This is a genomic window from Curtobacterium sp. Leaf154 (genome assembly GCF_001424595.1).
Lineage (GTDB): Bacteria > Actinomycetota > Actinomycetes > Actinomycetales > Microbacteriaceae > Curtobacterium > Curtobacterium poinsettiae.
In genome coordinates this window covers 669,236-689,416 of the sequence record NZ_LMOS01000001.1, presented here as the reverse complement: position 1 = coordinate 689,416, position 20,181 = coordinate 669,236, and the positions used below count along the sequence as shown (strand labels likewise).

22 protein-coding genes, 1 tRNA gene and 1 pseudogene are annotated in these 20,181 nt (G+C 67.3%); 20 read left to right on the top strand and 4 right to left on the bottom strand.

Annotation, left to right across the window (positions count from 1 at the left end; translation table 11 throughout):
- The first annotated feature begins 1 nt into the window (after position 1).
- Positions 2–415: a hypothetical protein gene (locus ASF75_RS03235; protein ID WP_056068751.1), complete on the top strand. Its 414-nt coding sequence runs from the start codon at positions 2–4 to the stop codon at positions 413–415.
- On the opposite strand, the gene ASF75_RS03230 is transcribed toward ASF75_RS03235, so the two are convergent.
- Positions 378–782, bottom strand: coding sequence for a hypothetical protein (locus tag ASF75_RS03230; RefSeq protein ID WP_156463754.1), 405 nt, complete (start codon positions 780–782; stop codon positions 378–380). The genes ASF75_RS03235 and ASF75_RS03230 overlap by 38 nt on opposite strands.
- 97 nt (positions 783–879) lie before the next feature.
- Here ASF75_RS03230 and ASF75_RS17235 point away from each other — a divergent pair, with 97 nt between their 5' ends.
- The 8 genes from ASF75_RS17235 to ASF75_RS03195 all read left to right on the top strand — a co-directional run bounded on the left by ASF75_RS17235 (position 880) and on the right by ASF75_RS03195 (position 9,146).
- Positions 880–1,239 (top strand): excisionase family DNA-binding protein, encoded by a 360-nt coding sequence (locus tag ASF75_RS17235; protein ID WP_082509378.1) that lies wholly within the window; start codon positions 880–882, stop codon positions 1,237–1,239.
- Positions 1,236–1,841, top strand: coding sequence for a hypothetical protein (locus ASF75_RS03225; RefSeq protein ID WP_056068748.1), 606 nt, complete (start codon positions 1,236–1,238; stop codon positions 1,839–1,841). Before ASF75_RS17235 ends, ASF75_RS03225 begins: the two co-directional genes overlap by 4 nt.
- Before the next feature lie 78 nt (positions 1,842–1,919).
- The gene (locus ASF75_RS03220) at positions 1,920–2,315 is read left to right on the top strand and encodes a P27 family phage terminase small subunit (RefSeq protein WP_235517499.1); all 396 of its coding nucleotides are present in this window, start codon (positions 1,920–1,922) and stop codon (positions 2,313–2,315) included.
- 528 nt (positions 2,316–2,843) lie between these two features.
- Entirely contained in the window at positions 2,844–6,668 is a 3,825-nt protein-coding gene (locus ASF75_RS03215) for a phage tail tape measure protein (RefSeq protein WP_056068746.1), read from the top strand.
- A gap of 118 nt (positions 6,669–6,786) precedes the next feature.
- Positions 6,787–8,049, top strand: coding sequence for an SGNH/GDSL hydrolase family protein (locus tag ASF75_RS03210; RefSeq protein WP_156463752.1), 1,263 nt, complete (start codon positions 6,787–6,789; stop codon positions 8,047–8,049).
- Positions 8,050–8,152: 103 nt separating this feature from the next.
- The gene (locus ASF75_RS03205) at positions 8,153–8,578 is read left to right on the top strand and encodes a hypothetical protein (RefSeq protein WP_056068742.1); all 426 of its coding nucleotides are present in this window, start codon (positions 8,153–8,155) and stop codon (positions 8,576–8,578) included.
- Positions 8,579–8,688: 110 nt separating this feature from the next.
- Complete coding sequence (locus ASF75_RS03200) at positions 8,689–8,901, top strand: hypothetical protein (protein ID WP_056068739.1); 213 nt, start codon at positions 8,689–8,691, stop codon at positions 8,899–8,901.
- Between the two features lie 62 nt (positions 8,902–8,963).
- Positions 8,964–9,146 carry a hypothetical protein gene (locus ASF75_RS03195; protein ID WP_056068737.1) on the top strand — a complete coding sequence of 61 codons (183 nt, stop codon included), beginning with the start codon at positions 8,964–8,966 and terminating at the stop codon, positions 9,144–9,146.
- Positions 9,147–9,152: 6 nt separating this feature from the next.
- Here the strand turns inward: ASF75_RS03195 and ASF75_RS03190 are convergent, their stop codons facing one another.
- Positions 9,153–9,449, bottom strand: a complete 297-nt coding sequence (locus ASF75_RS03190; RefSeq protein WP_082509426.1) for a hypothetical protein — start codon at positions 9,447–9,449, stop codon at positions 9,153–9,155.
- Positions 9,450–9,548: 99 nt separating this feature from the next.
- Here ASF75_RS03190 and ASF75_RS03185 point away from each other — a divergent pair, with 99 nt between their 5' ends.
- The 5 genes and pseudogenes from ASF75_RS03185 to ASF75_RS03165 all read left to right on the top strand — a co-directional run bounded on the left by ASF75_RS03185 (position 9,549) and on the right by ASF75_RS03165 (position 12,734).
- Positions 9,549–9,941 (top strand): hypothetical protein, encoded by a 393-nt coding sequence (locus ASF75_RS03185; protein ID WP_200942667.1) that lies wholly within the window; start codon positions 9,549–9,551, stop codon positions 9,939–9,941.
- Positions 9,942–9,973: 32 nt separating this feature from the next.
- Entirely contained in the window at positions 9,974–10,849 is an 876-nt protein-coding gene (locus tag ASF75_RS03180) for a hypothetical protein (protein WP_056068731.1), read from the top strand.
- A gap of 69 nt (positions 10,850–10,918) precedes the next feature.
- Positions 10,919–11,173: a helix-turn-helix domain-containing protein gene (locus ASF75_RS03175; protein WP_056068729.1), complete on the top strand. Its 255-nt coding sequence runs from the start codon at positions 10,919–10,921 to the stop codon at positions 11,171–11,173.
- A 120-nt stretch (positions 11,174–11,293) separates the two neighbouring features.
- Positions 11,294–11,458: pseudogene (locus ASF75_RS03170) on the top strand (DUF779 domain-containing protein); the annotation flags it as partial.
- Positions 11,459–11,510: 52 nt separating this feature from the next.
- The gene (locus ASF75_RS03165) at positions 11,511–12,734 is read left to right on the top strand and encodes a GAF domain-containing protein (protein WP_056068726.1); all 1,224 of its coding nucleotides are present in this window, start codon (positions 11,511–11,513) and stop codon (positions 12,732–12,734) included.
- A 25-nt stretch (positions 12,735–12,759) separates the two neighbouring features.
- On the opposite strand, the gene ASF75_RS03160 is transcribed toward ASF75_RS03165, so the two are convergent.
- Positions 12,760–13,230 (bottom strand): hypothetical protein, encoded by a 471-nt coding sequence (locus ASF75_RS03160; protein ID WP_140448084.1) that lies wholly within the window; start codon positions 13,228–13,230, stop codon positions 12,760–12,762.
- A gap of 149 nt (positions 13,231–13,379) precedes the next feature.
- Between ASF75_RS03160 and ASF75_RS03155 the strand changes: the two genes are divergently transcribed.
- From ASF75_RS03155 to ASF75_RS03135, 5 genes are all read left to right on the top strand, one after another.
- Positions 13,380–14,063, top strand: coding sequence for a response regulator (locus tag ASF75_RS03155; protein ID WP_197068668.1), 684 nt, complete (start codon positions 13,380–13,382; stop codon positions 14,061–14,063).
- The gene (locus ASF75_RS03150; RefSeq protein WP_056068722.1) at positions 14,060–15,550 is read left to right on the top strand and encodes a sensor histidine kinase; all 1,491 of its coding nucleotides are present in this window, start codon (positions 14,060–14,062) and stop codon (positions 15,548–15,550) included. The genes ASF75_RS03155 and ASF75_RS03150 overlap by 4 nt, the downstream gene beginning before the upstream one ends.
- A 12-nt stretch (positions 15,551–15,562) precedes the next feature.
- A tRNA-Leu gene (locus ASF75_RS03145) sits at positions 15,563–15,644 on the top strand.
- Positions 15,645–15,772: 128 nt separating this feature from the next.
- Positions 15,773–16,378 (top strand): ANTAR domain-containing response regulator, encoded by a 606-nt coding sequence (locus ASF75_RS03140; RefSeq protein WP_017887240.1) that lies wholly within the window; start codon positions 15,773–15,775, stop codon positions 16,376–16,378.
- A 116-nt stretch (positions 16,379–16,494) separates the two neighbouring features.
- Entirely contained in the window at positions 16,495–16,965 is a 471-nt protein-coding gene (locus ASF75_RS03135; RefSeq protein WP_056068720.1) for a GNAT family N-acetyltransferase, read from the top strand.
- Positions 16,966–16,985: 20 nt separating this feature from the next.
- On the opposite strand, the gene ASF75_RS03130 is transcribed toward ASF75_RS03135, so the two are convergent.
- On the bottom strand, positions 16,986–17,408 hold the full coding sequence (locus tag ASF75_RS03130) for a PaaI family thioesterase (RefSeq protein WP_017887242.1): 423 nt from the start codon (positions 17,406–17,408) through the stop codon (positions 16,986–16,988).
- A gap of 74 nt (positions 17,409–17,482) precedes the next feature.
- Here ASF75_RS03130 and polA point away from each other — a divergent pair, with 74 nt between their 5' ends.
- Positions 17,483–20,125, top strand: a complete 2,643-nt coding sequence (gene polA / locus ASF75_RS03125) for a DNA polymerase I (RefSeq protein WP_235517497.1) — start codon at positions 17,483–17,485, stop codon at positions 20,123–20,125.
- Positions 20,126–20,181 lie beyond the last annotated feature (56 nt).

The following is a 20,181-nucleotide window of genomic DNA, read 5'->3' as shown; positions in this document are numbered from 1 at the left end:
CATGACCGACGCAAGCAGCAACTGGCTCAAGAGCTACCTCGAACAACTCGAGACTGCCGGCAACAAGATGCTCACGCAGCTATACGAGGACCGCGATGGGGTCCCAAGCACCGTCGTCGGGGCTGGCTCGATCAGCCTCGCTGGCTACGCACTTGCCACCCACCTCGCGACTGTTACCGACGATCCCGACAAGATGGTGCAGACCGTCGTTGACCACCACGCCCTCGCCACAGCCAAGCTCGGTCCCGATGCCTGGCCAGACGTCCTCTACGGGGCGCTGCTGCACCTCGCAATGCTCTACCTCGAGCCGGCGTACAAGGTGGCCGACAGGACCGACTACGACTTACGCGCCGCCGCTCGGCAGTGGTGGTCGACCTTCACGGCAGCGACCGAAGGCGACGCCCCTCTTGAGTGAACCGAAGCTTCATGCGCCCGCACCACGTCGCACGCAGGATGTCACGCGCTTGCAGGTCCGCCCTGTGCGACTTCCCCTCGCTCTCAACAGTCAGGCCGATCAGCATGAAATGTCCGACAGCAGCAGCCAGAAGCGTTGCGGGGAAGGCCCACCCGACGAACGCGAATCCGAACCCCAGACCCCCACCATTCACGCCGATAACCAGCACTATGAGCGAGAAGAAGCCCATGACAAGGGCCGCCGCCATGATGGGGAGGTACGCCGGGTGCGATCGGTATTTCACACCGATCGTTCGGCCCTCCAGGAGTACCGCAAGCATGAGAACTGGAACGATCTGGGCAAGCGTCGAGCAGGTGTTTGCAGTCATCTAAAGCTCATATCGGATCAGTCTCGACACTCGTTAGGAGACGACTGACGTGCTCTCATCGAGACAGGTACCTCCCGTTGCAGGCATTGACGGACCGGTGGCGCTGCTGAGCGGCCGCGTTGCCGCTTACCTGCTTCGGTACGCGGACCTTGACCGGTACCACATGGGCCATCGAGGTGAAGATGCCGAGGTTGATGCCGCGCTTCTAGCGATGAAGGTTGTTGCATTGCACTGGCGAACTTCCGCTACCGGAACACGAAATGCGGCATCTGCGGAACTCGATGCACAATCGGAATGGCTCAGCACAAAGCAAGCAGCTGACGCCCTCGCGATGACAGACCGTGCAATCCGCAAGGCAATCCGTGAGAACAGACTCAAAGCGAACAGAGTAGGTCGCGCCTACCGAATCAACCGCGAACAACTCGCACACTTCAAAGCGAGAAAGGAACCAGCATGACCACGCCCCGCACCAAGCAGCATGAGTTGGCAGAGAACACCCGGCAGCAGTACCAGCGTCGCGTCGAAGAGATCCGCAACGATCGCCGCTTCACCCCCGAGGCCAAGCAGCAGGCCATCGCCAAGCTCTACCGCGACACCAACCACCAGCTCGGACAGCTGCGAGACGAACGAGACGCCACGCTCAACAGTCGCCGCACTGCACTCGAAGCAGAGATGTTCGGACTACCGAAGTACGCATCCACATCCGAAACGCTCTCGTACCGCGACGCACTCGACCGAGCCAGCCGAGCCGAGGACGGTACGGCGCTGGCCGCCCTCTACGACACGGCAGCCATCAGCAACGACACCATCCTCGCCAAAGCCATCCTCGCCAAGGCATACGGAGACGGTGAAGTCGACGTCATCAACCGATACCTCGAAGACCACTCCACCCTCGAGACCAAAGCGCAGGAGCTGTGGGACATCCGCTACGGCGACGAGGCTGCAGGGCAAACACTGCAGAACACGCTCAACGACTTCGCGTTCCAAGCCGACAAGCCCACCGAGATCCGCGCCCTCTCCGACTCGCTGATCGAACAGGTCGCGGAGGCAAGCGAGTGACCCAGGGGGATGCACCTCAGCGGCGTCCTGGCCCGGACCTCCGGGGCGGGCGCGTCTCTCTCCGTGACAGCAGAACGGTTGGCCCTGCGCCTGCTGCTGCTCAGGATTGGAGCGGAAGTGACTGATTCAAACGACACCGGAAGTGCAGTGCGGACGCCCCGCGGTTTGAACGCCGCGGGGCGTCGTCTTTGGGATGCCGGCACGGCTGAGTTCGAGTGGGCGCAGCACGAGCTGGCGATGCTCGAAGAGGCGTGCCGCACACGGGATCGAATCGTCGAGCTCGACGCCGCGGTGAAGGCCGACGGCTTGATGATCGCCTCTCCGCAGGGCTCTCGAGTGCACCCAGGTGTGGGGGAGGCTCGGCAGCAGCGCCTCACGTTGGCGAGGCTGCTGGCTACCCTCGGCATCCCGCCGTTGGAGGACGACAACCTGCCGGCGGCGCGCAAGGTGCGCGGCGTCTACGGGATGCGCTGATGCCTCGGCGTAGGTCAGCAGGAAACAGTGGACCTCCTTGGCTGTCGGAGTTCGTCGAGGCGGACTGGCCTGGGCGCTGTTCGTTGGAGCGGCTGAGGGCGTGGCGTGCAGCGCAACGGGCCGGGGCGGCTGACATCCCTGGCGCAGCGTCCGCGGCCCGTGCTGCGCGTAGGGCGCTCGTCCATCCCGCGGATTGCCCGGTGCATCCGCTGCCCCCTGTGCGTCCCTCTGGGTGGAACCGAGGGTCGGAAAAGACCGTCTTCACACTGATCGGCCCTGACGATTCGACGTCAACGGAAGAGGTGAGCAACGATTCGCCGCGAGATCACGAATTGCGGCAAGCGTTCGAAGAATGGCTGCAGAGGCTCGGTTGATCCAGCTAATGCAATGAGACAATTGATGTAGGAACTAAGCCCGCCGGTTTACCCGGGCATGAACAAGAGAGATCTTGGCATGCCCGGGTGTGGGTGAGCGTTTTGGTGTGCCGATTTCTCCTAATCTTAGGAGAACATTTTGGCCGACAGGGTAGTGCAAGTCACGATCCGTGCCGCGATTGACAACTACGTCAAGGGTATGGAGAAAGTCCGTAAGGCGACAGCTGACACGGCAAAGGAATCCGACAAGCTCGAGAAGGTCGGACAGGCAGCGGAACGCGTTGGCGGCTCCCTGCTGACCATGGGCGCGGCGGCGACGGGCTCTGTCCTGATCGTCACGAAGATGGCGGCGGACTTCGACGCCCAGATGTCCAAGGTGCAGGCGGCTACGAACGCCACAGCTTCCGAGATGGATAAGTTTCGGAACCAGGCGCTGACGGCTGGTGCTGCGTTTGGTTACACGGCGACTCAGGTGACTGAGGCGCAGGTGGAGCTGGGCAAGGCAGGCCTGGCGACGCGCGACATCCTCGGCGGCGGCCTGACGGGTGTTCTGGCGCTGGCGGCGTCGGACAACGTGGATCTCGGTAAGGCGACGCAGATCGCTGCGGTCGCGATGAAGCAGTTCAACCTCGAGGGCTCCGACGTTCCCCACATCGCTGACCTGCTTGCTGCTGGTGCCGGTAAGGCGCTGGGTGGCGTGCAGGAGCTGGGTGATGCGCTGAACCAGTCTGGTCTGGTTGCGTCGAACTTCGGCTTCTCGATCGAGGAAACGACGGGTGTGCTGTCGTCGTTCGCGGACGCTGGTCTGTTGGGTTCTGACGCGGGTACGTCGCTGAAGAGCATGTTGCAGATGCTGGCGAACCCGTCGAAGGAGTCGGCGCAGCTGATGAAGTCTCTCGGCATCAATGTCGAGGACGCTAACGGTCAGTTCCTTGGGGCTGCTGACATCGCTCAGGTGCTGCACGACCGACTGTCCACGCTGTCGGACGCTCAGCGTCAGCAGGCCCTGTCGCAGATTTTCGGTGCGGATGCTGTCCGTGCTGCGACGGTGCTGTACAAGGAGGGTGCTGATGGCATCCAGGAGTACATCGACCAGAACAACGACGCTGGTTACGCGGTCGATCAGGCTGCGAAGAAGTCCAACAACCTCAACGGCGACCTCAGCAAGCTCAAGTCTGCGTTCCAGGCGGGGCTGATCGAGAGTGGGACGTCTGCGAGCAGTGCACTGCGTCCGATGGTGCAAGACCTCACGTCGTTCATCCAGAAGGTCCGGGAGCTTCCGGAGCCCCTGAAGGCCACAGCGCTCGGCGCAACTGGAGTCGTCGGTGCTGCGACGTTGCTCGGCGGCGGGCTGCTCCTTGCTGTCCCGAAGATCGTCGAGTTCCGGTCTGCAATGGCATCGCTCCGCGCCAGCGGCATCACTGGGCGTGCGGCGCTCAGCTCCATGTCTGGCTTCCTCGGCGGTCCGTGGGTTGGAGGTGTCGCCCTCGGTGTCACGGCAGTTGCCCTGCTGAACACCGAGCTCGAGAAGCTGAAGGCGGATAGTTCAGAGATCACCCACACGCTCAAGTCGGCGTCGTCTGCTGCTGAGATCTACAAGACGCTCGGTAAGGGCCAGCTCTCCGCGGGCATCGACGGCAGCGTGAAGGACCAGCTGAAGGACATGGATGCTGCTCTGCAGTCGTTCGCGTCTCACAACAGTGCAAACGGCTTCCAGGCCATCCTTACGCGGTTCACCAATACCGATTTCAACCAGGGCGTCAACGCACTGCGGGACATCAACGCTGAGATGGGGCAGCTCGCCCAGACGGACCCGTCGAAGGCAGTCCGCGCGTTCGAGCTGTTGGCGGACCAGACCGACGGATCACAGAAGTCACTGCACCGTCTCGTCGATGCGATCGGCGGGGACTACCGGTCGGCGCTCGTGCAGCAGGCTGACGCGCTCGGGATCACCGCGAACGACACGAACCTCGTCAAGCTCGCGATGGGTCAGTACGCGGACGCCGCGAAGGGAGCGAAGCAGCCGACGCAGGACAACGCGGATGCTCTCAACGCACTCCAGGGCGCTGCCGGCGAGGCGGCTCCGAGCATCGATGAGGTGGCCAACGCGCTCCGGGCGCTGACGTCTCCTACGCTCGACGCTCGCGAGGCGAAGCGTCAGTTCCAGGCGGCAGTTGACGGCGTGACGGACTCCCTGAAGGAGAACGGCACGACGCTCGACATCTCCACGGAGAAGGGCCGCAACAACCAATCGGCTCTCGACGGGATCGCACAGGCCGCGCAGAACGCGGCCGGCTCGATCTTCCAGCAGACCGGAAACCAGCAGTCGGCCACCGCGGCGATGGAGCAGGGTCGCAGCGAGCTCGTGAAGGCGCTGGGTCAGTACGGCATCACCGGTCAGGCTGCGCAGGACTACGCGAACAAGATCATCGGCACGCCGACCGACTGGGCCACGACGTTCCAGAACAATGCTCCCGAGGCTGCGTCGAAGACGTCTGACTACCAGCAGCGTCTCAACGCGCTGCCGAAGGAGAAGCGAACCCAGGTCAACGCCGCGACGGCTCAGGCGCAGTCGGCAATCCAGGGGGTGCTCAACTCCCTGGGCCTGGTGCAGTCGAAGACAATCACGATCACGACGAACCGGGTCACCGTCGGTACTCCGGAGAACACCAACGGCGTCTTCAAGAACAAGAAGGCGGACGGCGGCTACATTTCCGGCCCGGGCACGGGAACGTCTGACTCGATCCCGGCGATGCTGTCGAACGGTGAGTACGTCATTCGGGAACGATCGGTCAGCAAGTACGGGACGGGGTTCCTGGATGCGGTGAACGCCGGCCGGTACGCGAACGGTGGACTTGTTCACCTTGCTGGCGGCGGTTCGGCTGAAGCTGCCCAGAAGGCGGCTGAGGCTCGAGCGAAGGCTGCCAAGGAACGTGCGGAAGCACGACAGAAAGCGGAGGCCGCTCGCCTCTCTCGTCTGAGCGACATCTACGGCTTCCGGACCGGGGTGCGCGCCGGCAGCCTGACAGGCCAGTCGGCCGTCTCGCAGGCGTTCCAGATCGCGACGGACAGCAAGTATCCGGAGCGGTTCCGACTGTCTGTGGCGCGCGTTGCTGGGGCGTCGGAGAAGCGCCTGCTGAGCCTGGAGAAGCAGTCGGACAAGGCGGCGAAGGCGGTGGATAGGGCGTCGGACAAGCTCGATGGGCTGAAGTCCTCTGCGTCGTCTATGTCGTCTTCGATCCAGGGCAAGCTGTCGGACTTCTCGTACGGCGATTACCGGTCGTCATCCTCCCTGCAGCGAGCTCTGACAGGACGGGCAAGCAAGCTCAAAGAGTTCCAGGCGCTGCTCACGAAGCTGCAGAAGAACGGCGTCGCCCCTGCGCTGCTGAACGAGATCGCATCGCTCGGCATCGACGAGGGCACCCCGCTGGCTCGTTCGCTTGCCACCTCGTCGAAGTCGCAGATCGCCGAGATCAACACGCAGTACAAGTCGATTCAGTCGACGGCTTCGAGCATCGGCGATCAGGTGGCGGATGCGAACTTCGGGAAGCTGATCGATGCTGCTGAGAAGCAGTTGCGGTCGGCGAACCGGAACGCGTCGTCGATTACTCGGGCGATCACGAGTGAGTCGCGGAAGTTGCAGCGGCTCATTGGTCGGGCGATTGGTGTGCCTGGCTATTCGGTTGGCGGGTACACGGGTGACGGTCACCCGGGGGCGGTGGCTGGTTTTGTGCACGGACGTGAGTTCGTGATGAACCAGTACGCGACTGCTGCGAACCGTCCGCTGCTTGAGGCGATGAACCAGGGCGGCAACGTCCGTTACATGGATTCGTCGCGGATCGTGCAGGCTGCGCCCGCGTCGAGCACGTCGGTCGAGCAGCACAACCACTTCAAGCCGATGCCGAACCTGGACCCGAACACGCTGACAACGGTGCTGGGCCGTCAATTGACCCGCGAGTTGGCTGGAATGGTCAACTAGCACGATCACTAATCACAACAGACAAAAGCACCGCCCCTTCTTAGGAAGGGGCGGTGCTTTTTGTCAGGCCACTCATTGCTTGACAACCTCATTGTACATAGACAAAGAAGGAATAACCATGGGCACACCGCTACTTGTCTCCGTCGACTCCGACAGCAAGCAACTGCCGGACGCCGTTCGCACACGCATGGTGTCGAACTTTGCGGACCCTGCTACACCGGAGGGCGTTGCGCTCGACGGTCGCTTCGTGAAGGCCACAAGTCGAGCGACGCGGCAGAACGTCAAGCGTCCCCTCACTTCCGGCCTCGGCGGTCGAGATGTCGCACCATTCGATTGGGTTTGCTGGGGCACCTCTATGACCGAGGGTGGCCCGGCGAATGGTGCACCCGAAGTTGCTCTGGGGCGTCAAGTGCGGTGGCTGGACAGGCTGCAGCTCACTCTCCGCAGTCGCTTTCCGCTGCTCTCTCCTGTCGCTGGCAGTGTCGGCTACATCCCCGCGTTCTACCAGACGTTCTTCGTCGCTGGCACCACGGCAAACGGGCGCGTCACCCCAGCCGGCGTGACCTACTCGGGCAACCTCATCGCCGTGGGGTCGGGGCTCGCCTCCCGTTCGCTTGCACTCACCACCACGTCGGACTGGATCCAGTTCACGTTCACTGGGGACTCCGTTGACGTCTTCGGCGGCACGCTCGCCACGGCCAGCACCACCGCAACAGTGTCGGTGGATGGTGGTGCAGCGCAGGCATGGAACCTGCCGGCGTCGGCACGAAAGGCGACCAAGTTCTCGGTGACTGGCCTCACCGCCGGTTCCCACACCATCCGCATCACGGGCGGGTCGGCAGGAAACGTCGCGATCGATGGCATCATGCCGTACAACGGGGACCGCCTAAAGGGCATCCGCATCTGGGATGGCGGCAAGGGCTCAGCGAAAATCGGTGACTATGGCACCGACTCGACGTCGCTGATCTTCCAGTCGATGGGCCTCATCCAGCCGCGGATGCTGACCATCGAGTTCGGCTTCAACGAGTACTTCGGCAACGTCGACCCGGCACTGTTCCAGACGCAGCTGACGAACTCCGTGTCGTGGATGCTTGCGCCGTGCACGGTGAAGCCGACGGTGCAGTTCATCGTCTTCCCGGAGCCGTCGATCACAGGGTCTGCTCGCAGTTATCTGTACCAGGCGTACGTGGATGCGGTGTACGCAGCTGCGGCAGCAACCCCGAACTCGTTCGTCACTGACCTGCGCAACGCGATCGAACCCGGCGTGACCGCTGGCAGCGCTGGCCTCGGCATGTACTTCGACGGGGTGCACTTCAACGCGTACGGGCAGGCAGCTGTTGCTGACCTCATCCTTGAGGATGCGCTAGCGCGGATGGCGTAAACAACGGCAAATCCCTCTTGGATGCCTGGCAGAATCCAAGAGGGATTTCGGCCTTTTTACTCGCACCCTGTACACGAACTCATGGTGAAGTAGTCTCGCCATCATGGGGATGACTTCGATGATCGTCGACTACCGGCGTGTGCCCGTGCTCGGCAGTCTGCTCCGCAAGGTCGGATACGCGATGGGGTTCGACTGCCCTGCTTCGATCGAGGTCGGCAAGCGCCTGACGATCGAGCACCGCGGTGTCGGCACGGTCCTGCACCCTCGAGTGAAGATCGGCGATGACGTGCGGATCTACCACCACGTCACGATCGGGCGGGCGCGGCTCGATGGCGAGTACCCGGGTGACACATACATCGGCGACGGAGCGATCCTCTGCACTGGTGCCGTGATCCTCACGGGAACCAGCGACCGACACATCGGTGCCGGCGCGGTGATCGGTGCGAACTCCGTCGTCACCAAGGACGTGCCCGCCGGTGAAGTCTGGGCTGGAAACCCCGCTCAGAAGGTGAGCGACCGCGCCTGGTAGGCGGCACGACGCCCCGTCCCTTAAAACGATGGGCTTGGGCGTCGTCCCATTTCGGGGGGGGGGCGGTGGTTGCCTTGACGCTAAGTTGTCTCCGACTCAGAGGGGGACACATGTACGAGAATTCCGGAGCAAGCGCGCTTGGCGGGCTCATCGGCATCATGATCGTGACGATCATCAGCTTGGTGGTGTTCTACGCCATCATCCGCGCCGCCGTCGTGCAGGGCATGAACGCGCACTACAAGACCGTGCGCCGGTACGAAGAGACAGGCGAGTGGCGGTACATGACAGACGGGAAGAGCAAGCCGCCCGAGCGTGACCACTAATCCGCTCCGCGCGACCCGTTCGGGGTGGTGTGGCCCTACGACTAACCCGGGAAGATGATGGGATGGAGCTTCTCGCGATCGTTCTCTTCATCACCGGTATCTTCGTCGCTTACTGGGTGGTGCACGCCTCTGTCCTGGCCGCGCTCAACGACCACTACAAGACGCGCGCACACTTTGAAGCAACAGGGGAGTGGAAGCCGGGGCACTGGAACAACAAGACCGTCCCGAAGCGAGTGAGCAGCTAGGCAACTTCAGGGGCGGCGAGACCGGTCCTTGAGCGTCCGGTTCTTGACAGCCGCACGCCAGCACCACACCTGCTGCAGCCGACCCTGCCACGTCACCTGTACAAGAGCCGCGACCGGCGTGTGAGCGATCGCGAAACCCTTGAGGCGCAGGAGTCCTGCGTGCTGGTATCGGATCCATACGTACACCGGACGTGGTGTCGCGAGGCGTTCGCCCGGGCCTTCGATGTGCTCCGGCCCAAGGCCGTACGGCTCATCCAACGTGACGTCGGGATGCTCCGGGGGAGCCCACTTGTGCTCGGGCATGACCATGATGTTCCGGATGACCACCGACACCTGTCCGCTGCCTGTCGTCACCCGCGTTGGGGCATGCGGTGTAGCTGAGCAGTCCTCTATGTTCTGCTTGTGACCGACAAGCTTCCGCCTAACCCACCTCTGACACCCGGCAAGGCGGACCCCACGTTCAAGTTCTTCATGTGGGTGTGCTGCGGCTTCCCCGTGTTCGGCGGGGTTGCGATCGTGCTGGTTCTGGCGATTTCTGCGGCCTTCAATGGTGGGTCGTCCTCGAGCGACAACAGCGTCGAGGCGCAGATCGCTTGCGAGAACAGAATCAAGGACGCGTTGAAGTCGCCGTCAACCGCTGAATTCAAGGATGACGTCACGGGTTCGGGTCCATACAAGGTCACGGGGACTGTCGACTCCGAGAACAGCTTCGGTGCCATGCTCCGCTCTGACTTCCAGTGCACAGTGAAGGTCACGGGGGACCGCACCCTCACGACGATCGAGTACCTGCGCTAGAGCTACGCCGCCCAACGCGGCACGATGGGTCCATGGCGTCGTCGGATGAGCCTCAGCCCGGCCAGACTTGGGCCTACAGAACCGCTGTCAGTTCAGCGCGTTTTCACGAGGCTGCCGTGCTGACGGTTGGTGAGAAGCGTCCGGTTCGGGTCCGTATCGAGCTCGTCGCGAACGAGTGGCAGGGCGAGCGCCGCTGGGTTTCGCCTTCTCGGCTCGAGGTGCGATGGGAGGACCGCCACGCGTACATCGAACTTGACCAGAAGCGGCGAGCTGTAGCCGCGTTCGATCCGTCGGTGGAGCAATGGCGGACCGCGGAGCTCGTGCTGTGGAAGTCGGTCCCGTTCGAGCTCGCGGAGTTCAACCGGGACAGCGCCGGATCTATCACTGTCCACGACGTCCCCGCCCTGGCGCAGTACCTGCGCGTGGACCGACAGGACCTCGAGTCGCCGCCCGCCTATTACGACGGACCCGATCTCCACGCAGCCTGGCCCACAACTGAGCTGATCGGTCGCACTGCCGCCGCGCTGCACCCGGCGGACATCATCGACTACATCGAAGAGCAGGAGCGGACGGCCCAAGAGCATGCGCTGCACGGTGACAACTTCACGAGCATCGTTGATGGGCAGGAGTACTACATCGCCCCAGACGACGCTCGTCGGCGCTTCATCGAGCGAACGCTGCCCGAGCTTGACCGCCTCCGCGACTGGATAGGTGTCGAGCGGTCCGCCGAGATCGAAGGACAGCGCATGCTGCTCGATCGCCTTGGTCGGGTCACCGCAGTCGCTGAACGAGCACTCGAGGACTTGGAGCCGCGGCATAAGACGTTGGTCCTCAAGCTGCGGAAGGAACTTGAAGCTGCGTTAGACGGCGTGATCGTGCTACCGCCCGGCGGTGACCGCGAGGTCTAAGCGTCAAAGACATGCGCGTGCTCTTGGGCGTGCGCGGCTAGCGGCTGGCGCTCTCGTAGTTTGCGCCGCATGGACGAGCAAGCGTTGACGGTCACCGAGCTCGCTGCGTGGCTGCAGATCTCCGAGTGGAAGGCGCGGGAACTGGGGAAGGATCCCCTGTTCCCGTCCTTCCGCAACGGCAACCAGCACCGCTTCTGGCCCTCCGAGGTCAAAGCCTGGACTCAGCAGCCACGGGATCCGTGGAAGCAGTCGGCCCGTTCCCTGGGCCGCAAGCGCAACCGAGACGGGGAAGGCCCCTCCCAGCTCAGGCAGATGCGTTCCTAGTCCGCAGCGAGTCCGCAAGAGGCGCACAAGCGGACTTCTCCGCACAACGCACCACTACCACCGCATCCGCATCAGTCCGGGCTTCACAACCACAGGCACCACCGGGCAACGACGCCCGTCGAGTACTGGAAGTACACGCACCTGACGATCGACGTGGTGGACGGTCGCGGCGGCGGGTTCTCGGTCGAGGTCCCCGAGGGCAAGCGGTTCCTCACCCGGTCGCGGATGTTCGACGACGCCGAGCTCGCCGATCTCGGCCTGGTCCCGCGGGTGGCCCGGACGTAGGCTGACCGCACGCGTCGCGACGGAGCGGCGGGTGGGGTCGATCGGAGGACGCATGCGCGCACCCGGTCGGCTCCGCCCGCTCGTCGCCGAGTCGTGGCAGCGGTCCGCCCGGGTCGACCCGGACGCGGCTCCGGTGCTCGCCCTGGGGGACGACGAACTCGACGCCGCACGGCAGGACGGCCCCCTCGCGACCCTGCTGCCGGTGGTCCGCCGGCTGCTGCTCGACGACTCCCGCTCGGCCGGGTGCGTCGTCGCCGTCGGGGACGCCGCGGGTCGCCTCGTATGGGTCGACGGCGCCCGGTCCACCCGACGTGCCGCCGAGGACATGGGCTTCGTCCCCGGGGCCGACTGGTCGGAGGAGCGCGTCGGCACCAGCGCCCCCGGCACGGCCCTGCGCCTGGACCGTCCGGTGCAGATCCGGTCCGACGAGCACTACGCGAACGCCGTCAAGCCGTTCTCGTGCACGGCGGTCCCGGTGCACGACGCGAGTGGCGCCACCGTCGGGGTGCTCGACCTGACGGGCGACGACCGCGCCGTCGAGCGGCACACGCTGTCGCTGCTCGCCGCCACGGTCGCCGCCGCCGAGGCCCAGCTCGCCCTGGCCGCGGTCCGACCGCGCGCGCGGACACCCCACGTGCCGTCGGCCGAGCTCACCGTGCTCGGGACCGACACCGCCGTGCTCCGGATCGCCGACCGGCGTCTCCAGCTGTCCGCCCGGCACTCCGAACTGCTCGTCGTGCTCGCCGCGCACCCCGGCGGTCTCGCGGCAGCCGACCTCGCCGCCGCCGTCTACGGCGACCCGGGCGCGGTCGTCACCCTGCGCGCCGAGGTGGTGCGGCTCCGCCGGGTCCTCGCGCAGCACGCGCCGGGCGTGACGGTGACGTCGCGGCCGTACCGGGTGGTCGGAGTCCGGACCGACGTCGACGGCGTGCTGTCCGCGCTCGGACGCGGGGCGCGCCTCCAGGCCGTCGACCGGTACGCCGGACCGGTCCTGCCGGGCTCGGCCGCACCCGGCGTCGACGCGCTCCGTGACCTGGTGCGGCTGCGGTTCCGTGAGTCCGTCGTCGCCGACGGCGGCGTCGACGCCCTGCTCGCGTGGGCACGCACGCCGGACGGCGCGACGGATGCGTTCGTCCTCCGCGCGCTGCTCGCGGTGCTGCCGCGGCGATCGCCGCGACGGGCCGGTCTCGTGGCGGCGATCGAGGCGCTCGAGGGTTCCGGAGACGCTCGGGGCGACCAGGCCGGGAGGCGCGCCCCGCGCGATCGGGATCGCTGACGGCGCGCGCTCCCCGGCTCGGTGATCAGGAACCGGAGGCCGGCGCAGGGGTCGTGGTCGCGTCGGGAGCTGCCGGGGCGGGTGCCGTGGCCTTCCCCGTCGCGCCGTCCTCCGGCGGGGTCGGCGCCGTGGGTTTCGCACCCTCCTTCGGCGGGGTCGGCGCCTTCCCGTCGGCGCCCTTCGGTGGGGCGGGGACGGTCGCGTGCGCACCGGCGTCCGGGAGCGCCGTGCAGCCGGGCGCCGTCGCGGGCCCGCCCTCGGGCGGTGCGGGCACCGTCGCGGTGTCGCCGTCGGCCGGGGCCGGCGTGGTCGCACCGGTCGGTGCGCCGGTCGGGGTGCCCTGCGCCGGGGAGGTCGTGGCTGCGTTCGCCGTGGCGATGCCGAACCCGCCGAGCACCAGGACCGCGGCCGCGGCCGTGCCGATGCCGACCCGTCGCAGGAGCGCCCCGCGTCGTCGGGTGGGAGTGGTGGTCGAGTCGTCTCGTTCGTCGTGCATGGTGGTCACCGTTCGTCTGTCCGAGCGGATCCGGGTGATCCGCCGCTGCAGACGACGCTCGAGTCCGAATCTGAAGCATGCCTGAAGCACAGGGGTTCTCCAGCGTCCTCCATGCTCGGTGGCCGTCGGAGCGCCGTACGGTGTCCGCCGTGCCTGCTCCCGCCCGAATCCTGGTCGTCGACGACGACGACTCCATCCGCACCGCGGTCGCGACCACACTCCGCGCCGAGGGCTTCCTCGTCGCCGAGGCCGGGGACGGACGGGACCTCGTCGACGACCTGCGACGCAGCGCCCCCGACCTCGTCCTGCTGGACTGGATGCTGCCCGGACCGAGCGGCATCGTGCTCGCCGGACGGGTGCGTTCCGCCACGGACGCCGCCGTCGTCATGATGACCGCGCGGGACGAACTCGACGAGCGGTTGCGCGGTTTCGCCGAGGGGGCCGACGACTACGTGGTGAAGCCGTTCGCGATGGCCGAACTGGTCGCCCGCGTGACCGCGGTGCTCCGACGGCGTGGCCGGATCCCCTCGGTCGTCGAGGTGGGTGATCTCGTGCTCGACCCGGACGCCGCCACCGCCCGCCGCGCCGGGGTGCTGCTCGACCTCACCGCGACGGAGTTCCGCCTGCTGCGCTTCCTGGCCGAGAGCCGAGGCCGGACGGTGTCCAAGGGACAGATCACCACCCAGGTGTGGGGGTACGACGACGTCGCGGCGAACGTCGTCGAGGTCCACCTCAGCGCCCTCCGGCGGAAGATGGAGGCGCACGGACCACGCCTCGTGCACACCGTCCGGGGCATTGGGTACCGGCTCAGCGACGAGCGGACCGCAGCGTGAGGGCTGAGGCCGGGCGCCTGCGGACCACCTCGCTGCGGCTGCGGACCGTCGTCGCCATCGTGGTCCTGCTCGCCGTCCTGCTCGCCGGGCTGACGATCGCGGTCGAGGGGCTGCTCGGCGTCCGGCTCCGCGCCCAGGCCGAGGACCGCCTGCGCGACCGTGCGTCGGCAGCTGCGGCGCTCGTCGGCACCGTCGACGCCGAGGACCTGGCCGACCGGCTCTCCGCGCAGGGACTCTCGGTCCGGATCGTCCAGCCGGACGGGGACGCCGTCGAGGCCGGACCGACACCGGACCAGCTCCGCGCCGGTCCGCCCGACCCCGGTTCCCTCCCCGTGACGGTCCCGCGGGGCAGCGGGGGCGTCGGACGGACACCCACCGATCCGGCCACGCCGGCGCCCGCCGACGACGGCGCCACGATCACGTCGTCTTCGGTTCGCGAGGACGACGGTGTACTCACCCTGGTGAGCCGGCTCGACGACGGCACCCGGATAACCCTCACCGCCGGCACCCGTGACGCCCAGGACACGCTCGTGCAGCTCGGCTGGGTGATGGGCGGTGCCTCGGCGGCGTTCCTCGGCATCGCCGTCCTCGGCGTCGTCCTGGTCGTCCGACGGTCCCTGCGACCGCTCGACCAGATGGCGACGACCGCGCGGTCGATCGCCGGCGGTGACCGTGGGCAGCGGCTCCGACCCTCGCGCCGCGACACCGAGATCGGTCGCGTGGCCGTCGCCCTGGACGAGATGCTCGACGCGGTCGAGGGCGCCGAGCGTGACGCCGTCGCCGCAGAGGCCCGCGTCCGGTCGTTCCTCTCCGACGCCGCGCACGAACTGCGGACACCCGTCGCAGGGGTCCGCGCGGCCGCCGACACCCTGGTGCGGGGTGGCGCCGGTGACGACCGGACCCGCGAGGTGCTGGCCGTGCACGTCGTCCGGCAGGCCGACCGGGCAGCTCGGCTCATCGAGGACATGCTCACGATGGCCCGGCTCGACCGCGGGATCGAACTCGACCGGCAGGTGGTCGAGCTCGGGGCGTTCCTGGCGGCCGAGGGAGACCGGCTCCGGCTCCGGCTGCCCACCCTCGAGCTCGACGTCGTCGTGCCCGAGCACCCGGTGGAGGCCGACGTCGACGCCGAGCGGATCGCCCAGGTCCTCGGCAACCTCGTCGACAACGCGGCACGTGCGGGCGGTGCGACGGGACGGGTCGTCGTCAGCCTCGACGACCGCGGACCCGGCCCCGTGGTACGGGTCGAGGACGACGGGCCGGGGATCCCCCTGGAACACCGTGAGCGGGTGTTCGACCGGTTGGTCCGGCTCGAGGCCGCACGGGACGCCCGCTCGGGCGGAGCGGGGCTCGGGCTCCCCATCGCACGGGGCATCGCCGAGGCGCACGGCGGCGGGCTGCGGTACGGCGAGGAAGGCACGCTGGGCGGCGCCGTGTTCGAGTTGTCGCTCCCGGCGGCGACCGGGGTGGTGCGCGCGTCCTGCTAGCCTGGAGTCCTCGCGAGTGTGGTGGAATCGGCAGACACGGGGCACTCAAAATGCTCTGCCTCACGGCGTGCGGGTTCAAGTCCCGCCACTCGTACGAAATTGCTCACGGCGTGCGGGGCAGTTCGGACCCGCGTCCCGCCACTCGTACCAAGCTGCCCATCCGTCTGATCGATCTGCGTGGTCTGGGATGCGGCAGTTCCGTCGTCTAGTAGGCTTTCGTCCGTGAGTGACACAGAAGCAACAGCACCAGCACCCCGTCGCGTCGTCGTCGCCGAGGACGAGTCGCTCATCCGCCTCGACATCGTGGAGATCCTCCGCGACAACGGGTTCGACGTCGTCGGTGAAGCCGGAGACGGCGAGACCGCCGTCCAGCTCGCGACCGACCTGCGTCCCGACCTCGTCGTGATGGACGTCAAGATGCCCCAGCTCGACGGCATCTCCGCAGCCGAGAAGCTGTCCAAGAACCACATCGCTCCCGTCGTCCTGCTGACCGCGTTCAGCCAGAAGGACCTCGTCGAGCGTGCCACCGAGGCCGGTGCGCTGGCCTACGTGGTCAAGCCCTTCACCCCGAACGACCTGCTCCCCGCGATCGAGATCGCCCTCTCGCGGTACCAGCAGATCATCACGCTCGAAGCCGAGGTCGCCGACCTCGTCGAGCGCTTCGAGACCCGCAAGCTCGTCGACCGTGCCAAGGGCCTGCTGAACGAGAAGATGGGCCTCACCGAGCCCGAGGCGTTCCGCTGGATCCAGAAGGCCTCGATGGACCGCCGCCTGACCATGCACGACGTCGCCAAGGCGATCATCGAGCAGCTCAGCGCCAAGAAGTAGCGGACGCCGCAGCACAGCACCGTCGCTCACGGAACGCCGTCGGACCCCCTGGGGTCGGCGGCGTTCCTGCGTCCGAGGGCGGGGCATGGGGCGCGACCACCTGGCAGGCTGGAGGCATGGACGACGTGGTGATCCGGGCCTCCCGGCCTGACGACATGCCGGCGGTGGCCGACCTGCGGTGGCGGTGGAGCGTGGACGAGGGCGGCCGCTCACCGGCGCAGACGCCGGAGGAGTACCGCAGGGCGATGACGGAGTTCGCGGCCCGGCACCGGGAGTCGCACCGGTGCGTCGTCGCCGAGCGGGACGGCGTCGTGCTCGGCATGGCGTGGTTGGCGGTGCACCCGCGGCCGCCGGCGCCGAACGTGGACGGCGAGCGGTTCGCCGCCGAGCTGCAGACGGTCTACGTGCACCCGGAGCTGCGCGGTTCCGGCGTCGCCGGACGGCTCGTCACGGCCCTGCTCGAGGTCGCGGACGAACTCGGCGCGGAGCGGACGTCGGTGCACTCGAGCGTGGACGGCGAGCGGCTCTACCGGCGGCTCGGCTTCGGCGACGCCCGCCTGCTGCTGCAGCGGCCGCCCGAGGACTGAGCGGCCGGTCGGCCCGTCGGTCAGCGACGCTCGCGGATCATGTTCGTGATCCGGACGGTGGAGCAGCGGCGACCCTGGTCGTCGGTCAGGACGATCTCGTGGGTGGTGAGCGTGCCGCCCAGGTGGATGGCGGTGCACGTGCCCGTGACCAGGCCGCTCGTGGCACTCCGGGAGTGCGAGGCGCTGAGCTCGATGCCGACGGCGTAGCGGCCGGGCCCGGCGTGCACGTTCGCGGCCATCGACCCGAGGCTCTCCGCGAGGACGACGTAGGCACCGCCGTGCAGCAGGCCGACCGGCTGGCGGTTGCCCTCGACGGGGATCGAACCGACCGCTCGCTCCGCCGAGAGCTCGGTGATGACCATGCCCATCTTCTCGGCCAGCTCGCCCGTGCCGCGGTCATCGAGGCGGGGGTCGATCGTGGTCGAGGTGGTGTCGTCGGTCACGGTCTGCGTCGACCTTCCGTGTCAGCGGGCGTCGGTAGGCTGTCCGGGTGTCGGACTCCGCAAAGCCTACCCTCATGGTCATCGACGGCCACTCGCTCGCCTTCCGGGCCTTCTACGCGCTGCCGGTCGACAGCTTCGTGAACCGCGAGGGGCAGCACACCAACGCGATCCACGGCTTCATCTCGATGCTGCTGATGCTCCTGCAGCGCGAGAAGCCCACCCACCTGGCGGTGGCGTTCGACATCTCCCGGTTCTCGTTCCGCACGCGTGAGTACGCCGAGTACAAGGGCACCCGCTCCGAGACACCGGCCGAGTTCAAGGGCCAGATCCCGCTGCTGCAGCAGGCGCTCGAGGCGATGGGCATCACCACCGTCACGAAAGAGGACTACGAGGCCGACGACATCCTCGCGACCCTCTCCAAGCAGGGCTCCGACCAGGGGTACAAGGTCTACGTGGTCTCGGGCGACCGCGACTCGATCCAGCTCGTCAACGACGACGTGACACTGCTGTACCCGTCGGTCCGCGGTGTCTCCGAACTCACCCGCTACGACCGCGACAAGGTCTACGAGCGGTACGGCATCGAGCCGCACCAGTACCCGGACATCGCGGCCCTCGTCGGCGAGACCAGCGACAACCTGATCGGCATCGACAAGGTCGGCGAGAAGACCGCGGTCAAGTGGGTCACCCAGTACGGGTCGCTCGACGGTGTCCTCGAGCACGCCGACGAGATCAAGGGCGTCGTCGGCAACAACCTGCGTGAGCAGCGGGACCGTGCCGTGCGGAACCGCCGGCTCAACCGCCTGGTCACCGACGTCGAACTGCCCGTCGGTCCGGCCGACGTCGCACTCCGTCCCGTCGACGAGAACGCGGTGCGCGAGCTCTTCGCCAAGCTGCAGTTCCGCACGCTGCTCGACCGCGTGTTCAAGGTCGCCGGGTCGGGCGAGCCCGCAGAACCCTCGGCCGAGGGCACCGTCGACGACGGTGCGCCGACCCCGCCGCCCGTCAAGACCCTGATCGACGAAGAGCTCGGCTACTGGCTCGAACGCCGGAACGCGACCGAGGCGGCGAACGGCTACGGCGTCGCGGTCGAGGTCATCGACGGACGCCTCAGCGCCATCGGCATCGCGACCCACGACGACGCCGTGCTCGTGCCGGGTGGCAGCGGTGCCCAGGACTACGAGCAGCTCTCGGCCTGGTTCGCGTCCGACGCACCGAAGCACTTCCACGACGCCAAGGCCGCGATCAAGGCCCTCGGCACCGCCGGCTTCGTGGTGAACGGCGTCGCCGGCGACGCCCGGATCATGGGGTGGCTCGCACAGCCCGGCAAGCAGGGGCAGCCGCTGTCCGACCTCGTCTACCAGGAGCTCGGCGAAGAACTGCCGACGGCCGACCCGAACCAGCTCGTCCCCGAGACCGACCCGGTCAACGTCGGGGTGCACGCCTGGTTCGTGCTCCGCGTCACCACGGCCCTGCGTGCCCGGATCGACGCGTCCTCGCTGCAGGTGCTCGACGACATCGAGCTGCCGCTCGTCTCGGTGCTCGCGGGCATGGAGACCATCGGCGTCGGCATGGACCGTCCGGTGCTCACGGGCCTGTCGAAGGAGCTGGGGGAGCGCGCCGCCGAGCTGGCGCAGCAGGCGTTCGCCGAGATCGGGCACGAGGTCAACCTCGGGTCGCCGAAGCAGCTGCAGGAAGTCCTGTTCACCGAGCTCGCGATGCCGAAGACCCGCAAGACCAAGACCGGGTTCTCGACCGACGCCGCGAGCCTGGCCGACCTGCAGGAACAGCACCCGCACCCGTTCCTCGGGCTCCTGCTGCAGCACCGCGACGCCACGAAGCTCCGGCAGATCGTCGACACCCTCGACGCCGCCGTGGTCGACGGGCGCATCCACACCCGGTACGAGCAGACCGGCACGAGCACCGGCCGGGTGTCGTCGACCGACCCGAACCTGCAGAACATCCCCGTGAAGACCGCCGTCGGTCGCCGGATCCGCTCGGCGTTCGCGGTCGCCGAGCCGTACACGACGCTCGTCACCGCCGACTACTCGCAGATCGAGATGCGGATCATGGCACACCTCTCCGGCGACCCCGGGCTGATCCAGGCCTTCAACGAGGGCGAGGACCTGCACCGCTTCGTCGGCGCCCGGGTCTTCGGTGTCGACCCGTCCGAGGTCTCCAACGAGATGCGCACGAAGGTCAAGGCCATGTCCTACGGCCTGGCGTACGGGCTGAGCGCGTTCGGGTTGTCGAAGCAGCTGCGCATCGAGCAGTCCGAGGCCCGCACGCTCATGACCGAGTACTTCTCCCGCTTCGGCGCCGTACGCGACTACCTGCGCAACGTCGTCGAGCAGGCGCGTGAGGACGGCTACACCGAGACGATCTTCGGTCGCCGTCGTCCGTTCCCCGACCTGAAGAGCCCGAACCGGGTGCTGCGCGAGAACGCCGAGCGGGCCGCGCTGAACGCACCGATCCAGGGTTCCGCCGCCGACATCATCAAGATCGCGATGCTCGGGGTCGCCGACGACCTGCGCGACGACGAGCTGGAGTCCCACCTGCTGCTCCAGGTGCACGACGAGCTCATCCTCGAGGTCGCTCCGGGCGAGCAGGAGCGCGTCGAGGAGATCCTGCGCACCCGGATGGGCAACGCCGCCGAGCTGACGGTGCCGCTCGACGTGTCCGTCGGCGTCGGCCGCAACTGGGAGGACGCCGCGCACTGACGCGGGGCCGCCGGCCCTGGTGGTGACGGTCGACGGACAGGAGGCGCGGTGCCAGC

What these genes read in the sequence shown, in the direction of transcription:
- ASF75_RS03160 (WP_140448084.1), bottom strand. Translation starts at nt 13,230, where the DNA reads ATGCACGACGAACGAGACGACTCGACCACCACTCCCACCCGACGACGC.
- ASF75_RS03225 (WP_056068748.1), top strand. Translation starts at nt 1,236, where the DNA reads ATGACCACGCCCCGCACCAAGCAGCATGAGTTGGCAGAGAACACCCGG.
- ASF75_RS03230 (WP_156463754.1), bottom strand. Translation starts at nt 782, where the DNA reads ATGACTGCAAACACCTGCTCGACGCTTGCCCAGATCGTTCCAGTTCTC.
- ASF75_RS03135 (WP_056068720.1), top strand. Translation starts at nt 16,495, where the DNA reads ATGGACGACGTGGTGATCCGGGCCTCCCGGCCTGACGACATGCCGGCG.
- ASF75_RS03235 (WP_056068751.1), top strand. Translation starts at nt 2, where the DNA reads ATGACCGACGCAAGCAGCAACTGGCTCAAGAGCTACCTCGAACAACTC.
- ASF75_RS03195 (WP_056068737.1), top strand. Translation starts at nt 8,964, where the DNA reads ATGGAGCTTCTCGCGATCGTTCTCTTCATCACCGGTATCTTCGTCGCT.
- ASF75_RS03210 (WP_156463752.1), top strand. Translation starts at nt 6,787, where the DNA reads ATGGGCACACCGCTACTTGTCTCCGTCGACTCCGACAGCAAGCAACTG.
- ASF75_RS03165 (WP_056068726.1), top strand. Translation starts at nt 11,511, where the DNA reads ATGCGCGCACCCGGTCGGCTCCGCCCGCTCGTCGCCGAGTCGTGGCAG.
- ASF75_RS03205 (WP_056068742.1), top strand. Translation starts at nt 8,153, where the DNA reads ATGGGGATGACTTCGATGATCGTCGACTACCGGCGTGTGCCCGTGCTC.
- ASF75_RS03200 (WP_056068739.1), top strand. Translation starts at nt 8,689, where the DNA reads ATGTACGAGAATTCCGGAGCAAGCGCGCTTGGCGGGCTCATCGGCATC.
- ASF75_RS03190 (WP_082509426.1), bottom strand. Translation starts at nt 9,449, where the DNA reads ATGCCCGAGCACAAGTGGGCTCCCCCGGAGCATCCCGACGTCACGTTG.
- polA (WP_235517497.1), top strand. Translation starts at nt 17,483, where the DNA reads ATGGTCATCGACGGCCACTCGCTCGCCTTCCGGGCCTTCTACGCGCTG.
- ASF75_RS03180 (WP_056068731.1), top strand. Translation starts at nt 9,974, where the DNA reads ATGGCGTCGTCGGATGAGCCTCAGCCCGGCCAGACTTGGGCCTACAGA.
- ASF75_RS03175 (WP_056068729.1), top strand. Translation starts at nt 10,919, where the DNA reads ATGGACGAGCAAGCGTTGACGGTCACCGAGCTCGCTGCGTGGCTGCAG.